The sequence below is a fragment of the Micromonospora sp. DT46 genome (genome assembly GCF_049841735.1).
In the GTDB taxonomy this organism is placed as follows: domain Bacteria; phylum Actinomycetota; class Actinomycetes; order Mycobacteriales; family Micromonosporaceae; genus Micromonospora; species Micromonospora reichwaldensis.
This window is the reverse complement of the sequence record NZ_JBNCKW010000002.1, coordinates 383,127-397,570: the sequence shown is the minus strand read 5'-3', so window position 1 is coordinate 397,570 and position 14,444 is coordinate 383,127. Positions and strand designations below refer to the sequence as shown.

The following is a 14,444-nucleotide window of genomic DNA, read 5'->3' as shown; positions in this document are numbered from 1 at the left end:
ACAGGGCAGGATGGTCGACATGACCGACCGCAGCGAGCGCAGCGAGCCGGGCGGCGCCGGCGGAGACCGTGGCCTGCCCGGCGCGGGCCTGGTGAAGGGGCTCGCGGTCACGTTGAAGACGATGACCCGCCGCTCGACCACCCAGCAGTACCCGGACGTCGCCCCCGAGTTGCCGCCCCGCTCGCGCGGGGTGATCGCGCTGCTGGAGGAGAACTGCACGGTCTGCATGCTGTGCGCCCGGGAGTGTCCGGACTGGTGCATCTACATCGACTCGCACAAGGAGGAGGTGGCGGTGCCCGGCGCCGCCCGCCCCCGCCAGCGCAACGTGCTCGACAAGTTCGACATCGACTTCTCGCTCTGCATGTACTGCGGCATCTGCGTGGAGGTCTGCCCCTTCGACGCCCTCTACTGGTCGCCGGAGTTCGAATACTCCGAGTACGACATCAAGGACCTGCTGCACGACAAGGACCACCTCGGGCAGTGGATGGCCACCGTGCCGCCGCCGCCCGCGCACGACCCGAACGGTGAGCCGGCGAAGGAGGAGACCGCCGCCGCGCGCAAGGCCGCGGTCCCCGCCGCGCCCGCCGCCCGTCCCGCCGCCCCGGCCGTACGCCCCGAGCCCGAGGCCGGCGCATGACCGGTGCGGACGTGCTGCTGCTCGCCCTCGGCGCGCTGGCGGTCGGTTCGGGGGTGCTGGTGGTGGCGACCCGGCACCTGGTGCGCGCCGGCCTCTACCTGGTGCTCTGCCTCGGTGCGCTGGCCGGGATGTACCTGGTGCTCACCGCCGAGCTGGTGGCCTGGGTGCAGGTGCTGATCTACGTCGGCGCGGTGGTCGTGCTGCTGCTCTTCGCGGTGATGCTCACCCGCGCCCCGATCGGCGCCTCCGACGACCTGGACCGGCCGGGCTGGGCGGCGGCGCTGATCGGCGGCGGCACCGGGCTCGGGCTGGCCGCCCTGCTGGTGGACGCGTACCGCTGGACGGCCGTGGAGCTGCCCGACGCGGGCACCGCGGAACGCCTGGGCGACCAGATCTTCCGTAGCTGGGTGCTGCCCTTCGAGGTGCTCTCGGTGCTGCTGCTGTCCGCCCTGGTCGGCGCCATCGTGATCTCCCGACCCGACATCGGCCGGCCGAGGGCCGGGGACCCACCCGCCGACCGGCCCGACGCGGGCAGGTCCCGCGCCGACCGGTCGGGCAGGGCCGTCGCAGGCGCGGAGCCGCACGACGACGGCAGGCGGTCGCGGTGAGACCCGTCATCCCGTACGTCACCGCCGCGCTGCTGTTCGGCCTCGGCGTCTACGGCGTGCTGCGCCGGCGCAACGCGGTGCTGGTGCTGATGGCCGTCGAGCTGATGCTGAACGCGGTCAACCTGATCCTGGTCACCGCCGACACCACCGTGCGCACGCAACTGCCGCACGGCGGGCAGGTCTTCGCGCTCTTCGTGATCGTGCTGGCCGCCGCCGAGATCGGGGTGGGCCTGGCGATCGTGCTCCAGCTCTACCGGCTGCGGGCCACCGTCGCCGTCGACGAGGTGCCGCTGACCGAGCCTCTGCCCGGCGCGCCTCTGGCCGAGCCGGTCACGGTCGGCGCCACTGCCGGGGCCGACCCGGGCGCCGCTGCCGGGACGGATGCCCGGCCCGGGTCCGCCGAGCGCCCGGAGGGGGAGCGGTGAGCACGACCACCCTGCTCGGCGCGCTGCTGCCGGCCGTACCGCTGGTGGCGGGACTGCTCGGCCTGCTGCTGCCGCCGGCGCCGCGCGACGCCGGGACGGACGGGGGCCCGGCCCGGCGGGTGGCGATCGCGCTCGGCGTGGCCGGGGCGGCCGGGGCGCTGGCGCTCGCCGTCGCCCTGCTGGTCACCCTCGACCGGCCCGCCGAGGCGTCCACCACCTGGGTGGACCTGGGCGGGCTGACCGTGAGCCTCGGGATACGGCTGGACTCCGCCGCCGCGCTGGTCGCCGTCGCGGTCGCCGCGGTGGCCTTGGCCGTGCAGGTCTACTCGGTCGGCTACCTGCGCCGGGGCCCGCACGACGACGTCGACACCGACCACCGCTACCCGCCGTACGCGGCGCAGATCAGCCTCTTCACCGCCGCCATGCTGCTGGTGGTGGTCGCCGGGGACCTGATCCTGCTGCTGGTCGGCTGGGAGGTGATGGGCATCTGCTCCTACCTGCTCATCGCCCACGACCGCCGGCTGCCCGAGGCGCCGGCCGCCGCCATGAAGGCGTTCCTGGTGACCCGGGTCGGCGACGTCGGCTTCCTGCTCGGCATCGCGCTGCTCGGCGTCTCGGCCGGCAGCTTCCGGATCGCCGACGTGCTCGCCCACGACCACGCCACCGGTACGCTGACCGCCGCCTGCCTGCTGCTGCTCGCCGGGGTGGCCGGCAAGAGCGCCCAGTTCCCGCTGCACACCTGGCTGCCGGACGCGATGGCCGGTCCGACGCCGATCTCGGCGCTGATCCACGCCGCAACCATGGTCGCCGCCGGCGTGTACGCCGTCACCCGGCTCTACCCGCTGTTCGAGGTGACGCCGACCGCGCTGGCCGTGCTCGGCGTCATGGCCTCGGTCACCCTGCTGCTCGGCGCGTTCGCCGCCACCGCCCAGGACGACCTCAAGCGCGTGCTGGCCTGGTCGACGGTCTCGCAGATCGGCTACATGACGGGCGCGCTGGCGGTCGGCTCCACCCCGGCCGCCCTGTTCCATCTGCTCACCCACGCCGCGTTCAAGGCGCTGCTGTTCCTCGCCGCCGGCGCGGTGATCCACGCCGTCGGCACCACGCTGATGTCCCGCATGGGCGGGCTGCGCCGCAGCATGCCGGTCACCTTCTGGTGCACGGTGATCGGGCTCGGGGCGCTGGCCGGGGTGCCGCCGCTGTCGGGCTTCTGGAGCAAGGACGGCGTGCTCACCGTCGCCCAGGACGCCGCCCTGCACGGCACCGGTCCGGCCCCGGCCTGGGTCGGCTGGCTGGTCTGGCTGGCCGGGCTGGTCGGCGTCGCGGTCACCGCCTGGTACGCCACCCGACTGCTGCTGCGCACCTTCTTCGGCGAGACGCGGATGCCGCTGGCGCACCCGCACGACCCGCCCGCGGTGATGCGCTGGCCGGTGCTGCTGCTCGCCGTGCCGGCCGCCCTGCTCGGCCTCGCCGGCTTCGACTGGGCATTCGCCCGCCGGCTGCTGCTCACGCCCACCGCCAGCGCGCCGGAGCATCTGCTGATCCACGTCGGCCCGGAGTTGCTGCTGCCGCTGGCGCTGCTGGTCGTCGGGGCGGGGCTGGCCTGGCTGCGCTGGCGGCGGGACCCGGCCGCCGACCCGGCGACCGCGCTGGGTCCGCTGCGGCCGGTCTTCGCCGCCGCGTTCCGGCTCGACGACGTCCAGCGTGCCCTGGTCGTACGCCCGGCGAAGGCGCTGGCCCGCGCCACGCGTACCGCCGACGAGGTGGTGGTGGACGGCGCGGTCGAGGGCAGCGGCCGGGCCGCGCTCGGCCTCGGCGGCGGCCTGGCGTCGCTGCACCGCGCGGCGCTGCCGCGCGCGGCGGCCGGCGTGCTCGCCGGGGCGCTGCTGATCGGCCTGGCGGCCGTCGTGATCGGAGTGGCCGCATGAGGTTGGGGGAGTTCCTGCTGGTGGCGGTGCTGGCGCTGCCGGCGCTCGGTGCGCTCGCGGTGGCGGCGACGCCCCGGGACCGGGCGGCCCGGGCGGTCGGCACGGTCGTCGCCGCGCTGACCCTGGTGGCCGCCGCGCTGCTCTTCCTCGGCGACCGCGGCTGGACCAGCTACGCGGCCGACACCCCCGCCGTGCGCCCCTGGCACCGGCTCGACCTGCCCTGGGTGCCCGGCCTCGACCTACGCTTCCACCTCGGCGTGGACGGCATCTCCTGGCCGCTGGTCGTGCTGACCGCCCTGCTCACCCTGCTCTGCTGCGCCTACACCCTGTGGAAGGTGCCCGACGGCGGCAGCGGGCGGGCCCTGGTGGCCCTACTGCTGGTCGTCGAGGTCGGCATCCTCGGCACCTTCCTTGCCCTCGACCTCGTGCTCTTCTTCGTCTTCTTCGAGGTCGTCCTGCTCCCCATGTACGCGATCATCGCCGGCTGGGGCGGCGCGGACCGGCGGCGGGCGGCCCGCAAGTTCGCCCTCTACACGCTGTTCGGCTCGGTGCTGCTGCTGGTCGGCGTGTTCGTGGTGGTGGCCGCCGCCGGGACGGCCGACGTGGTGGCGCTCACGGGCGGCACGGGCCTGTCCCGGGGCACCCAGCTCGCGGCGTTCACGCTGCTGGCGCTGGCCTTCGCGGTGAAGAGCCCGCTCTGGCCGCTGCACTCCTGGCTGCCCGACGCGCACACGCAGGCGCCCACCGTCGGCAGCGTCGTCCTCGCCGGGGTGCTGCTCAAGATGGGCACGTACGGGCTGGTCCGGATCGCGGTCGGGGTGGCCCCCGAGGGCGCCCGCTGGGCCGCCCCGGTGCTCGGCGTGCTGGCGGTCGCGGCGATCCTCGTCGGGTCGCTGGTCTGCCTCGCGCAGCGGGAGCTGAAGCGGCTGATCGCGTACTCCAGCGTCGGGCACATGGGCTTCGTGCTGCTCGGGGTCGCCACGCTCACCACCACCGGCATCCAGGCGGCCCTGATCGGCAACGTCGCGCACGGGGTGATCACCGGCCTGCTCTTCTTCCTCGCCGGCGCGGTCAAGGACCGTACGCACACCGGGTCGCTGGACGAGCTGTCCGGGCTGCGGGAGACCGCCCCCCGGCTCGCCGGGCTGCTCGGCTTCGCCGCCGTCGCCTCGCTCGGCCTGCCCGGGCTGGCCGGCTTCTGGGGCGAGGCGTTCGCCGTGGTCGCCGCCGTCGAGGTCGGCGGGGCGCTCTGGACCACCCTGGGCGTGCTGGCGGCGATCGGCGGGGCGCTCACCGCCGCGTACCTGCTGCGGCTGTTGCGGCGGGTGACGCACGGGCGGCCCAGCCCGGCGGTCGGACGGCTGACCCCCGGCCTGGCCGGCGCGGAACTGCTCGCGTGGGCGCCGCTGGTGCTGCTCGCCCTCGCGGTCGGCCTGGCCCCGACCCTGGTGCTCGGCGTCGCCGAGGCCCCCGTCGACGCCCTCGTGGAGGTGCTGCGGTGAGCGATCCGGGTCGGCGGTACGGACGTGACGGGATATCGGCATGAGCGAGCGGAGCGAGCGAATCATCGGGCTTTGTGCGCTGATGTCTCATGACGGCACGCAGCGGAGCGGAGTGCCGGCATGAGCGTGGTGCAGAGCGTCGACAACGTGGCGCTGCTCCCGGCGTACCTGGCCGCCGGCACGGCCGTGCTGGTGCTGCTCGCCGACCTGCTGGTGGCCCGCGCCCGGGTCACGTTGGCCACGGCCGCGGTCGGCGCGGCGGCCACGGCGCTCGGCGCGGCCCTGGTCGGCGCCGGGAGCGAGCGGCGGACGTTCTGCGTCGGCCCCGACTGCTCGTACGTCTTCGGCGGCCGGGCCGCACTGGTCGCCGTCGTCGTCGCCCTGCTGACCCTCGGCGTGCTCGCGCTGTCCGGCCCGTTGCTGCGGGCGGGGCAGTCGCCGGCGGGGGAGTACTGCTTCCTGCTCGCCTGCTCGATGACGGGCGGCGTGGTGCTCGGCGCGGCCAGCGACCTGATCACCCTGATCGTGGCGCTGGAGACGCTCACCCTCCCGCTCTACGTCCTCGTGGGGCTGCGCCGGGACAGCCTGGCCAGCGCCGAGGCGGCCGTCACCTTCTTCGTGGTCAGCGTGGTCGCCACCACGCTGACGCTGCTCGGGGCGGCGCTGCTCTACGCGGCCACCGGCGGGCTGCACCTGGGCCGGATCGGCGCGATCCTCGCCGACCGCACGGACCTGCTCGACCTGCCCCTGACCACCGCCGCCGTGGCGCTGGTGGTGCTGGGGCTGGCGTTCAAGGTGGCGGCGGTGCCGTTCCACGCCTGGGCGCCGGCCGCCTACGACGGCGCGCCGCTGCCGGTGGCGGCGTACCTGTCCACTGCCTCCAAGCTGGGCGGCGTGGTGGCGCTGCTCGCCGTGGTGCAGCACGCGCTGCCCGCCGACGTGACCGGCCCGGTGCTCGCCCTGCTCGCGGTGCTGACGATGACCGTCGGCAACCTGGTGGCGCTGCGCCAGCGGCGTACGGTCCGGCTGCTCGCCTGGTCCTCGGTCGCCCAGGCCGGCTACATCCTCGCCCCGCTCGGCGCGCTGGCGCTGACCGCCGGGCGCACCGCCGACGCCCGCACCGCCGCGTACGCGGCCGCTGTGGCGTACGCCGTCTTCTTCGTGGTGCTGGAACTGGCGGCCTTCGCGGCCGTGGTGGCGTTGCGCCCGGCGGGCGCGGACGGCGGCACGGTCGACGACCTGCGTGGGGCGGCCCGGCGCCACCCGTGGCGGGCGGCGGCGCTCGGGCTGGCGCTGATCGGGCTCGCCGGCCTGCCGCCGGGCCTGGCCGGCCTCTTCGCGAAGGTGACCGTGGTCCGTTCGCTGCTGGACGGCGGCGCGGGCTGGCTGGCCGTGGTGGTGGCCGTGAACGCGGTGATCGGCCTGGCCTACTACCTGCGTCTCACCGCCGCCCTGTGGGCCGCGCCGGCCGAGGGGCCGGTGGGCGGGGCTGCCGCGCCGGGCGTCGGATCCGCTGGCGTCTCGGCCGTGGCCCACGTGGCCCCCGTGCGGGCCCGGACGGTCGGCGTGGTGCTGGCCGTGGCAACGGCGGCGGCGCTGGTGCTCGGCTTCGCCCCGCAGCTCGTGCTCGACGTCGCCGCCCGCTGACGCGACGGTTCGCGTCGGACGGTCTTCCCGTCTTCGGGGGCTTCAGTCCCGACGGGCACTTCGGACATCTCAGGCAACTCACAGCCATGAGACGGATGGTTGGCGGGTACCGGGTTGTTGAACCGGTCAGCGGATCCCGAGCGATCCGTGCTGCACCGAAGGAGTGATCGTGCACCACAACCGTCTGAAGACCGCCGCGCTGCTCGGCCTGCTCACGTCGCTGATCCTGGCGGTGGGCTACTGGTTCGGCGGCAGTGGCGGCCTGGTCATCGCCGTCGTCGTCTCGCTGCTCATGAACGGCGTCACCTACTTCTACTCCGACAAGCTCGCGCTGCGCTCGATGCGGGCGCAACCGGTCAGCGAGGCACAGTTCCCCGAGCTGTACCGGATGGTGCGCGAACTGGCCACCGAGGCCGGGCAGCCGATGCCGCGCCTCTACGTGAGCCCGACGTCGCAGCCCAACGCGTTCGCCACCGGGCGGAACCCGCAGCACGCGGCCGTCTGCGTCACCCAGGGGATCACCGAGATCCTCGACTACCGGGAGCTGCGGGGCGTGATCGGGCACGAGCTGTCGCACGTCTACAACCGGGACATCCTCATCTCCAGCGTGGCGGCCGGTCTGGCCGGCATCATCACCATGCTGGCGAACATCGCCTGGTTCATCCCGCTGGGCGGGGGCGACGACGAGGACTCCCCGAACCCGGCCGTGCTGCTGCTCACCATCATCCTGGGGCCGATCGCGGCCACCGTCATCCAGCTCGCGATCAGCCGCAGCCGGGAGTTCCAGGCGGACGCCTCCGGAGCCAGGCTCACGAAGGACCCGCTGGCCCTGGCCAGCGCCCTGCGGAAGATCCACATGGGTGCCCAGCGCCGGCCGCTGCCGGCCCAGGGGCAGCTCACCAGCACCGCCCACCTGATGATCGCCAACCCGTTCAAGGGCGGCGGCGTGGCGGCGCTCTTCTCCACCCACCCCAAGATGGAGGAGCGGGTCGCCCGGCTGGAGCGGATGGCCGCGAACAGCGGCCCCGTGCAGTTCCAGCGCTGAGGCGCTGATCACCTTTCCGCCCGTGTCCGGTCTCCCGGACACGGGCGGAACGCCGTGTGAGCGCGTTAACCGTTCCTTCCACGCCTCCGGCGGCGTTAGGGTCGAAAGGTTCCCCGCTCGTTACATTCCCTGGAGGTCGACCGTGGCCGCACTGCGCCAGTACCTGGGCGTCTGGCGGATCCCCGGAGCGCCGATGCTGCTGCTCACCGGCATCGTCGGCAGGCTCGGGATCGGCATGACGCCGCTGGCGCTGCTGCTGGTCGTCGAGCAGGTCACCGGCCGCTACTCGCTGGCGGCCGTCGCCGGGGGCATCTACGCCCTCTCCGGCGCCGCGCTCAGCCCCGTGGCCGGCCGGATCGCCGATCGGATCGGTCCCACCCCGGTGCTCGTCGGCACCGCCGTCGCCCACCCGTTCGCCCTGCTCGGCCTGCTCTGGTCCGCCCGCTCCGACGCCGGCAGCCTGACGCTGGTCTTCGTGGCCTCCGGAATCGCCGGCGCCACCTACCCGCCGCTGACCGCCGCGATCCGGGGCGCCTGGAACGAGCTGACCTCGCCGTCGTCCGGCCGGTGGCACCTGCGCAACACCGCCCTCGCCGCCGAGACCACCCTCTTCGAGATCGTCTTCGTGCTCGGTCCGCTGCTGGTCGCCGGCTTCATCCTGTTCGCCGACGCCGGTGCCGCCCTGGTCGGCTCAGCCGTGGTGACCCTGGTCGGCACCATGGCGGTGGCCCTCGGCCGGGTCATGCGCGGCTGGCAGCCGCACCCGCGCGAGCACCAGACCAGAGGGCTCGGCCCGCTGCGCGTGCCCGGCTTCCCGGCACTGCTGCTCTGCGTCGCCAGCCTGGGCATCGCCTTCGGCGCGGCCGGCGTGACCGTGCCGGCGTTCGCCACCGCCTACACGTCCGACGACCCCGACAGCCTCGCCGGCGTGCTGCTGGCCGTCTGGGGCGTCGGCAGCGCCGTGGGCGGTTTCTGGTTCGGCGTCCGCAAGCCGGCCCGGAACATGACCCGGCAGTTCTCGCTGCTGCTCGGCGGCGTGGCCGCCAGCTTCGCCGTCTTCGCGGTGATGCCCACGCCGGTGGCGCTGGGCACCGCCCTGGTGATCGGGGGCGCCATGATCGCGCCCGCGCTCACCCTGGAGAACACCCTGGTCGGCCGGATCTCCCCGACCAGCATGCTGAACGAGGCGTACACCTGGGTGGTGACCATGTCGGTGGGGGCCAGCGCCGCCGGCGGCGCGGGGGCTGGCCTGATCGTCGACCACGGCGGCGGGGTGCCCTGGGCGTTCGTCTTCGCCGGGGCCGCGGTCGCCGTCGGGGCCGGGGTCGCGGCCCTGCCGGCCGGGCCCATCTCCCGCGCGGAGACCACGGCGGTACGCACCGAGGAGCTGCTGCCGGCCTGACGCCTACGGGTTCTGACCCGGTCGGCCCCACCGCGGCGGGGCCGACCGGTCATCGTCAGCGGTAGTTGGTGAACTGGAGGGCGACGCCGAAGTCCTCGCCCTTGAGCAGCGCGATGACGGCCTGGAGGTCGTCCCTCTTCTTGCCGGTGACGCGGAGCTGGTCGCCCTGGATCTGGGCCTGGACGCCCTTCGGGCCCTCGTCGCGGATCTTCTTGCTGATCGCCTTGGCCTTGTCCGAGTCGATGCCCTGGATCACCTTGCAGTCGATCTTGAAGATCTTGCCGGACGAGCGCGGGTCACCGGCGTCCAGCGACTTCAGCGAGATGTTCCGCTTGATCACCTTCTCCTTGAAGACCTCCAGTGCCGCCCGCACCCGCTCCTCGGTCTCCGCCTGGAGGCTGATCGCCTCCTCGCCCGACCAGGAGATCTCGGCGCCGGTGCCCCGGAAGTCGAACCGCGTCGCGAGCTCCTTCTCCGCCTGACGGAGAGCGTTGTCGACCTCCTGGCGGTCGACCTTGCTCACGATGTCGAACGACGGGTTCGCTGCCATGCTCATGCTCCTGCTGTCCGGCGGTCTGTGGTCCTTCGTCCCCCGCTGACCAGCGGTACGACCCCCTGACGGTACCCGGTTGCGCCGATGCCGGGGTGAGCCGCTATCCTTGCTTCCGCTGCCGCGTTACGACGCGGTGGGGTGCCCTGGCGGGTTGCCCGAGCGGCCAATGGGAGCGGACTGTAAATCCGTCGCGAAAGCTACAGAGGTTCGAATCCTCTACCCGCCACCAGGAGCACCAACGGCCCCCGACCAGCAGGAATGCTGATCGGGGGCCGTTGTCGTCCGGCTGAATCCAGCCCGTTGCGACTCGTTGTAGGCAGATCGCGGGCAGGTCGATCATGGCGCTGAGGGCGTACGTGACCGGTCGGGCGGTCCTGGCGACGCGTCGTCGTTCGCCGCGATCACCGACTGGCTGCACGATCTGGACGAGCAGTCCCGCAGCCGGCTCGGCTTCCGGCTATCCACGAGAAGTGGGTGGCGGGGGAGCTTCCGTGTCTACATGCGGGCTTGGCGGCGGCCCGCGATTGTGCCGGCTGCAAGCGTGATCACCATGACCGCCGTGAGGATAAGGATCGTGGTGATGGAGATGTCCAGTTCCCACCCTGCTTGTTTGAAATAGAGCTGGTAGGTGGCTTGCGCCAAGGCTGGCGCCAGGAGGAGCACCGAGGCGACGATGGGCATCCGTGCATCGATGGGCGCGGCGATGACGGCCAGTGCGGCGAACGCGTACAGGGACATAAGCGGTGCGTCCGACCAGCCGTTGATCGGGCTCGGCGTCAAAGCGACGACTGCCAGTGCCCCGAGGACGGGCCAGGCCCATGGTTTGGTCACGGGCGTTCGGTGTGCGCGGAGCAGTGGCAGCAAGGCCAGCGAAGCCAGCAGCGCTGGCCAAAACTTGGGAGCAATCGCGCTCTGGAGGCTATAAACCGACCAAAGCGATTGGGTAAACCAATTTGCCGACCAGAGTTGCGCGGCCACGGTCAATATTGTCGCAGCGAATGCCAGTCGGTAGCTGCCCCACGCCGTAGCGAAAAGCGCGATGGCCAGCACCGTCGGAATGACGATGAGCATGAACCACCACGTGTCGGGTTTGTATGGGCCATCCGACAGCGTCGTCACCAAGAATGAGATCGGACCCCCGGCCCAGAGCGTCATGCCGTACACGAGCAGGGACAGCGCGGACAGTCGCAGCGCGGAGTATCCCAGCGCTGATCGCGAGCCGAGACGGTCGACACCGGTGCGGGCGCGTAGCCCTCCGACCACGAGCGCCGCCGCTTCTCGAAGGTGCGGCCGCTGCCGCTCGTCGTCAGCCGTGGCGAGCAGGGTTTCGAGCATCTCGTCGGCGCGATACTGCTGGTAGGCGCGGGGGTAGGCCCGCAGTAGCCACCGGTAGCGGCGCTCCAGTTCAGTCATGCCGGCACCACCCAAGCCGCAGACGTCGAGCGGACGGAACGGTCACGAACGACGCTGGCCGCCGCAGCCATCCGCTCTGCTTCCGCACGCAGTGCGGACATACCTAGCTGGGTGAGCTCGTAGGTGCGGCGGGCGCGGCCGTTGACCACCGCTTCCTCGGCCACCCGCACCATCTCTTCACGGGTGAGCCGGTCCAGAGCGGCGTAGAGGGTGCCCGTCGTGAGGCGCACCCGCCCGTCGGACAACTCCTGCGCCCGCTTGACGATCGCGTAGCCGTGCAAGGGTTCGTCCTGCAACGCGGCCAAGATGAAGTAGGTGGGTTCGCGCATCGCCGCGAAGGAACCAGTCATGCCGTCGACATAAGCAGATGATCGACGTATAGGTCAAGACTCGATGAGCGCGACGGCGGCTACGTGGAGTAGTTGACGTTTGTCGCTCGAAGCTGGGCGCGAGTCCTGTGGGTGCACCCGAAAGTCGTGACCAGCACGCACTGCGGGCCGCAGTGGGACACCACCTCACACGCGGCCGTGATCATGAACGACAAGATCGGCGACGCCTTCGGATGAGCGCGGGACAAGTGCAGACTGAGGCGATGACTAGTGAAGTGGTTTCGCCACTGACAGTGACGGACAGGCTCGTGCTGCGAGAGGTTCACTCGTCCGACATGGCTGCCATTGAACGGATGTGGCGTGACCCGGTGATGCGGCGATACCTCGGTGGCCCGGTGTCTGATGAGGAAGTGGCCGAGCGGCGGAGATATGACCAGGCGGGCGGACTGATGGTGGCGACGCACTCCGGGGAGGCCGTCGGTAGGTGCCACCTGGGCCGGTACCGCACAGGTGATCTTGAGTTGTCGTACGTCTTCCTACCGGAGTGGTGGGGGAGGGGGTACGCCCGGGAGGCATGCGCGGCGGCCATCGGGTTGGCCTTCGACCGGTTCGCGGACGCCGCCCGGCTGATCGCTGTCACTCAGGAGGCGAACACCCGTTCGGTCCGACTCCTGGAAGCCTTGGGCATGGCGCGGGTCGACGCGTTCGAGGAATTCGGCGCACGTCAATTGATGCACGCGATCGACCGCGCGGAGGCAATGTCCCGGGTGTGGGCAGATGGTGGGCGGGCTGGCGTCGCGCGTCCGGATGGCGACGAGAAGCAGCAGGTCAGCGCGGTTGATTCAATCAAGATCGCCGACGCCCTGTAGATCCATCGCGAAAGCTGCAGAGGTTCGAATCCTCTACCCGCCACCAGGAGCACCAACGGCCCCTGACCAGCAGGAATGCTGATCGGGGGCAGTTTTCGTTGGTCTGGCCGAGTTCGGCTGCGTCCAGCGCCCTACGACTCGTTCTGGACAGATCGTGGCCGGGTCGATCATGTTTGTGGGGGCACATCTCAGGATGTGGCTGCCGGTGCTGCTGGCACCTCTGGGCTTGGCATGGGCAGTGCGTGTGACGACCGGTCGTCGGGATCATCCGATGGCACCACGCATGCCGTCGGTCGGCTACCGGAACTCGTGCACGACCTCGATCAGCCCGACGATGTGCGCGTTGAACTCGTCCAGTTCCTCGGCTGGCACCCACAGCTCCAGGATGGTGTCACCGCCGGCCTGCCGCACCGGGTAGCGGCTGAGAAAGTCCGTCTCGACGTGGAATCGGGTCACGTACCCGACGGCGGAGGCGGGCACGTTCCAGTCTCGGGCGATCATGACCGCGTAGTCCTCGTTGAGAACCGGGTAGAAGATCGGCTGGTCCGGCAGGCGCGGCGGCCACTTTCGCCATCCCGAGTCGCGTACGAGGCCGAGTTCTTTCGGTCCGGTCGGGCGCCACAGCACCGTCGTTCCGCCACCGCTTTCCATCTCGACCTCGCCGTTCGGGTTCATGATGAGCCCGGACAGTACCGGCGGACCTGCGACCGGCACCACCGCATTCGGCTCCAGGCGGGGTGAGTCGATGACGGTCCGACCCCATCGCTGCGGAAGGTCTGCGCGGGCGCGTTGGAACGCCCCACGGCAACACCAACGAGGACACCGATGGCGAGCCCGGCCGCCGGCGCAAGCGCTCCGCCATGCGGCGCTTAGGCCATGGCGTCACCGTCCTCCTTCGTGCCTACGCGAACTGCACCCAAGGGGAACCACACCATGAACGACAAGAGCGGCGACGCCTTCGGATGAACGTCAGTGGTTCAGCTGCTCTCGGCTGTGGCGTCGCCGATCAAACGCCGAGCTTCTGCGATGACGTCTGCGTCGAGGTCCGCAGTCGTTGTACCCGTGTACGGGTGCCCGTTGTAGACGGAGTCGACGTAGTCGTAGGCGCTTTCGAGAGCGATCAGATCGGCTGCCAGGGGAGTGCCGTCATAGGTGATGAACCGGTATGCCCAGGACGACAGATCGCGGGGCGTGACGGTCTGTGCGAGCAGTCGGCGGGCCATGATCCGGAGGGCTTCCTCTTCACCCTCTCGGCTTCCCTCCCGGTAGTAGGTCAGGGAAAGTTCCACGAGTGCGCCTTCGAGCCAGCGGCGCAACTCCTGATTCTCGCTACCTCGGGCCGGCGAAACGCCCGCCAGGATGTTAAGGGTCGGACTGTCTACGCCCGTAACGAGGCAGTCACAGGCTGCTTGGATTACGTCGGCCGCCGTACTCGATCCGACGCTCCAGAGGATGGCGGCGTTTTGAAGGCGGGTGGGGGCATCCTCGCTGTGCATCGGTACATGGTCCGCTGCCAAGCCGGGGCTGTCTCCGGCCGATGCTGTCCGCGGGGTCACGCCCGCCAGAGCAATCGCGCCCACCCTCTGAATCGAGGGCGGGCGCGGATTCGCAGCGGTCAGCAGCAGTTTCCCTCGGCTCCGGCGGTGACCGTTTCCTTGTCGGTGGCGGGGGTGCAGCACGCGCTCTCGCTGACCTTGTCCAGTTGGTCGGAGTCGGCCTTGACGGTGTAGACCTCCCAGGGCTCGTTGCCGGGGCCGCGTACCCAGACCTTGTCCTGGAGGGCGTAGCAGCATTCGGTGCTGTTCTCCTCCAGGGTGATCAGGCCGGAGTCGGTGAGGCGCCTGGTGGCGGCGTTGACCTCGTCGGTGCTGAACACCTCGACGCCCAGGTGGTCCATCACGGTGGGCTGGTCGGCTTCGCCCTCCAGGAGCACGAGCTTCAGCGGCGGGTTCTCGATGGCGAAGTTGGCGTAGCCGGGGCGACGTTTGGCCGGCTCGGTGTCGAACAGCTTCGAGTAGAAGGCGATGGAGCCTTCGAGGTCGGATACACGCAGGGCGAGCTGGACGCGGGACATGGTTCCCCTCCT

15 protein-coding genes and 1 tRNA gene are annotated in these 14,444 nt (G+C 71.5%); 10 read left to right on the top strand and 6 right to left on the bottom strand.

Features of this window, described 5'->3' with window-relative positions:
* Positions 1 to 10: 10 nt before the first annotated feature.
* The 8 genes from ACLQ20_RS06155 (at position 11) to ACLQ20_RS06120 (ending at position 9,194) form a co-directional block, all read left to right on the top strand.
* Positions 11 to 637 carry a NuoI/complex I 23 kDa subunit family protein gene (locus ACLQ20_RS06155; RefSeq protein ID WP_425854496.1) on the top strand — a complete coding sequence of 209 codons (627 nt, stop codon included), beginning with the start codon at positions 11 to 13 and terminating at the stop codon, positions 635 to 637.
* The gene (locus tag ACLQ20_RS06150) at positions 634 to 1,245 is read left to right on the top strand and encodes an NADH-quinone oxidoreductase subunit J family protein (RefSeq protein ID WP_151453800.1); all 612 of its coding nucleotides are present in this window, start codon (positions 634 to 636) and stop codon (positions 1,243 to 1,245) included. Before ACLQ20_RS06155 ends, ACLQ20_RS06150 begins: the two co-directional genes overlap by 4 nt.
* Positions 1,242 to 1,670 (top strand): NADH-quinone oxidoreductase subunit NuoK, encoded by a 429-nt coding sequence (gene nuoK, locus ACLQ20_RS06145; protein ID WP_425854493.1) that lies wholly within the window; start codon positions 1,242 to 1,244, stop codon positions 1,668 to 1,670. Before ACLQ20_RS06150 ends, nuoK begins: the two co-directional genes overlap by 4 nt.
* On the top strand, positions 1,667 to 3,598 hold the full coding sequence (locus ACLQ20_RS06140) for an NADH-quinone oxidoreductase subunit L (RefSeq protein ID WP_425854491.1): 1,932 nt from the start codon (positions 1,667 to 1,669) through the stop codon (positions 3,596 to 3,598). The genes nuoK and ACLQ20_RS06140 overlap by 4 nt, the downstream gene beginning before the upstream one ends.
* The gene (locus ACLQ20_RS06135) at positions 3,595 to 5,100 is read left to right on the top strand and encodes a complex I subunit 4 family protein (RefSeq protein WP_425854489.1); all 1,506 of its coding nucleotides are present in this window, start codon (positions 3,595 to 3,597) and stop codon (positions 5,098 to 5,100) included. Before ACLQ20_RS06140 ends, ACLQ20_RS06135 begins: the two co-directional genes overlap by 4 nt.
* 120 nt (positions 5,101 to 5,220) lie before the next feature.
* Entirely contained in the window at positions 5,221 to 6,747 is a 1,527-nt protein-coding gene (locus tag ACLQ20_RS06130; protein WP_425854488.1) for an NADH-quinone oxidoreductase subunit N, read from the top strand.
* A gap of 169 nt (positions 6,748 to 6,916) precedes the next feature.
* A complete protein-coding gene (htpX, locus tag ACLQ20_RS06125) occupies positions 6,917 to 7,792 on the top strand; it encodes a zinc metalloprotease HtpX (RefSeq protein ID WP_425854486.1) in 876 nt (291 codons plus the stop codon).
* Positions 7,793 to 7,934: 142 nt separating this feature from the next.
* Positions 7,935 to 9,194 carry an MFS transporter gene (locus tag ACLQ20_RS06120; protein ID WP_425854485.1) on the top strand — a complete coding sequence of 420 codons (1,260 nt, stop codon included), beginning with the start codon at positions 7,935 to 7,937 and terminating at the stop codon, positions 9,192 to 9,194.
* Between the two features lie 55 nt (positions 9,195 to 9,249).
* On the opposite strand, the gene ACLQ20_RS06115 is transcribed toward ACLQ20_RS06120, so the two are convergent.
* Positions 9,250 to 9,744: a YajQ family cyclic di-GMP-binding protein gene (locus ACLQ20_RS06115; protein WP_089003198.1), complete on the bottom strand. Its 495-nt coding sequence runs from the start codon at positions 9,742 to 9,744 to the stop codon at positions 9,250 to 9,252.
* Positions 9,745 to 9,892: 148 nt separating this feature from the next.
* On the opposite strand from ACLQ20_RS06115, the gene ACLQ20_RS06110 reads away from it, so the two are divergent.
* Positions 9,893 to 9,976: transfer RNA gene (locus ACLQ20_RS06110), tRNA-Tyr, on the top strand.
* A gap of 266 nt (positions 9,977 to 10,242) precedes the next feature.
* Here ACLQ20_RS06110 and ACLQ20_RS06105 read toward each other — a convergent pair.
* Positions 10,243 to 11,160, bottom strand: coding sequence for a hypothetical protein (locus ACLQ20_RS06105; RefSeq protein WP_425854483.1), 918 nt, complete (start codon positions 11,158 to 11,160; stop codon positions 10,243 to 10,245).
* Positions 11,157 to 11,510 (bottom strand): PadR family transcriptional regulator, encoded by a 354-nt coding sequence (locus tag ACLQ20_RS06100; RefSeq protein ID WP_327029614.1) that lies wholly within the window; start codon positions 11,508 to 11,510, stop codon positions 11,157 to 11,159. Before ACLQ20_RS06100 ends, ACLQ20_RS06105 begins: the two co-directional genes overlap by 4 nt.
* Positions 11,511 to 11,752: 242 nt before the next feature.
* On the opposite strand from ACLQ20_RS06100, the gene ACLQ20_RS06095 reads away from it, so the two are divergent.
* Positions 11,753 to 12,358 (top strand): GNAT family N-acetyltransferase, encoded by a 606-nt coding sequence (locus tag ACLQ20_RS06095; protein ID WP_425854481.1) that lies wholly within the window; start codon positions 11,753 to 11,755, stop codon positions 12,356 to 12,358.
* A 297-nt stretch (positions 12,359 to 12,655) separates the two neighbouring features.
* On the opposite strand, the gene ACLQ20_RS06090 is transcribed toward ACLQ20_RS06095, so the two are convergent.
* The 3 genes from ACLQ20_RS06090 to ACLQ20_RS06080 form a co-directional block, all read right to left on the bottom strand.
* Positions 12,656 to 13,033, bottom strand: a complete 378-nt coding sequence (locus ACLQ20_RS06090) for a hypothetical protein (RefSeq protein WP_425854479.1) — start codon at positions 13,031 to 13,033, stop codon at positions 12,656 to 12,658.
* Positions 13,034 to 13,335: 302 nt separating this feature from the next.
* Positions 13,336 to 13,854, bottom strand: a complete 519-nt coding sequence (locus tag ACLQ20_RS06085; RefSeq protein ID WP_425854476.1) for a hypothetical protein — start codon at positions 13,852 to 13,854, stop codon at positions 13,336 to 13,338.
* Positions 13,855 to 13,973: 119 nt separating this feature from the next.
* Positions 13,974 to 14,432, bottom strand: a complete 459-nt coding sequence (locus ACLQ20_RS06080; protein ID WP_425854474.1) for an ArsI/CadI family heavy metal resistance metalloenzyme — start codon at positions 14,430 to 14,432, stop codon at positions 13,974 to 13,976.
* Positions 14,433 to 14,444: the final 12 nt, after the last annotated feature.

What these genes read in the sequence shown, in the direction of transcription:
- ACLQ20_RS06130 (WP_425854488.1), top strand. Translation starts at nt 5,221, where the DNA reads ATGAGCGTGGTGCAGAGCGTCGACAACGTGGCGCTGCTCCCGGCGTAC.
- ACLQ20_RS06150 (WP_151453800.1), top strand. Translation starts at nt 634, where the DNA reads ATGACCGGTGCGGACGTGCTGCTGCTCGCCCTCGGCGCGCTGGCGGTC.
- ACLQ20_RS06080 (WP_425854474.1), bottom strand. Translation starts at nt 14,432, where the DNA reads ATGTCCCGCGTCCAGCTCGCCCTGCGTGTATCCGACCTCGAAGGCTCC.
- ACLQ20_RS06155 (WP_425854496.1), top strand. Translation starts at nt 11, where the DNA reads ATGGTCGACATGACCGACCGCAGCGAGCGCAGCGAGCCGGGCGGCGCC.
- ACLQ20_RS06135 (WP_425854489.1), top strand. Translation starts at nt 3,595, where the DNA reads ATGAGGTTGGGGGAGTTCCTGCTGGTGGCGGTGCTGGCGCTGCCGGCG.
- ACLQ20_RS06100 (WP_327029614.1), bottom strand. Translation starts at nt 11,510, where the DNA reads ATGACTGGTTCCTTCGCGGCGATGCGCGAACCCACCTACTTCATCTTG.
- ACLQ20_RS06085 (WP_425854476.1), bottom strand. Translation starts at nt 13,854, where the DNA reads ATGCACAGCGAGGATGCCCCCACCCGCCTTCAAAACGCCGCCATCCTC.
- ACLQ20_RS06095 (WP_425854481.1), top strand. Translation starts at nt 11,753, where the DNA reads ATGACTAGTGAAGTGGTTTCGCCACTGACAGTGACGGACAGGCTCGTG.
- ACLQ20_RS06115 (WP_089003198.1), bottom strand. Translation starts at nt 9,744, where the DNA reads ATGGCAGCGAACCCGTCGTTCGACATCGTGAGCAAGGTCGACCGCCAG.
- ACLQ20_RS06090 (WP_425854479.1), bottom strand. Translation starts at nt 13,033, where the DNA reads ATGAACCCGAACGGCGAGGTCGAGATGGAAAGCGGTGGCGGAACGACG.
- ACLQ20_RS06105 (WP_425854483.1), bottom strand. Translation starts at nt 11,160, where the DNA reads ATGACTGAACTGGAGCGCCGCTACCGGTGGCTACTGCGGGCCTACCCC.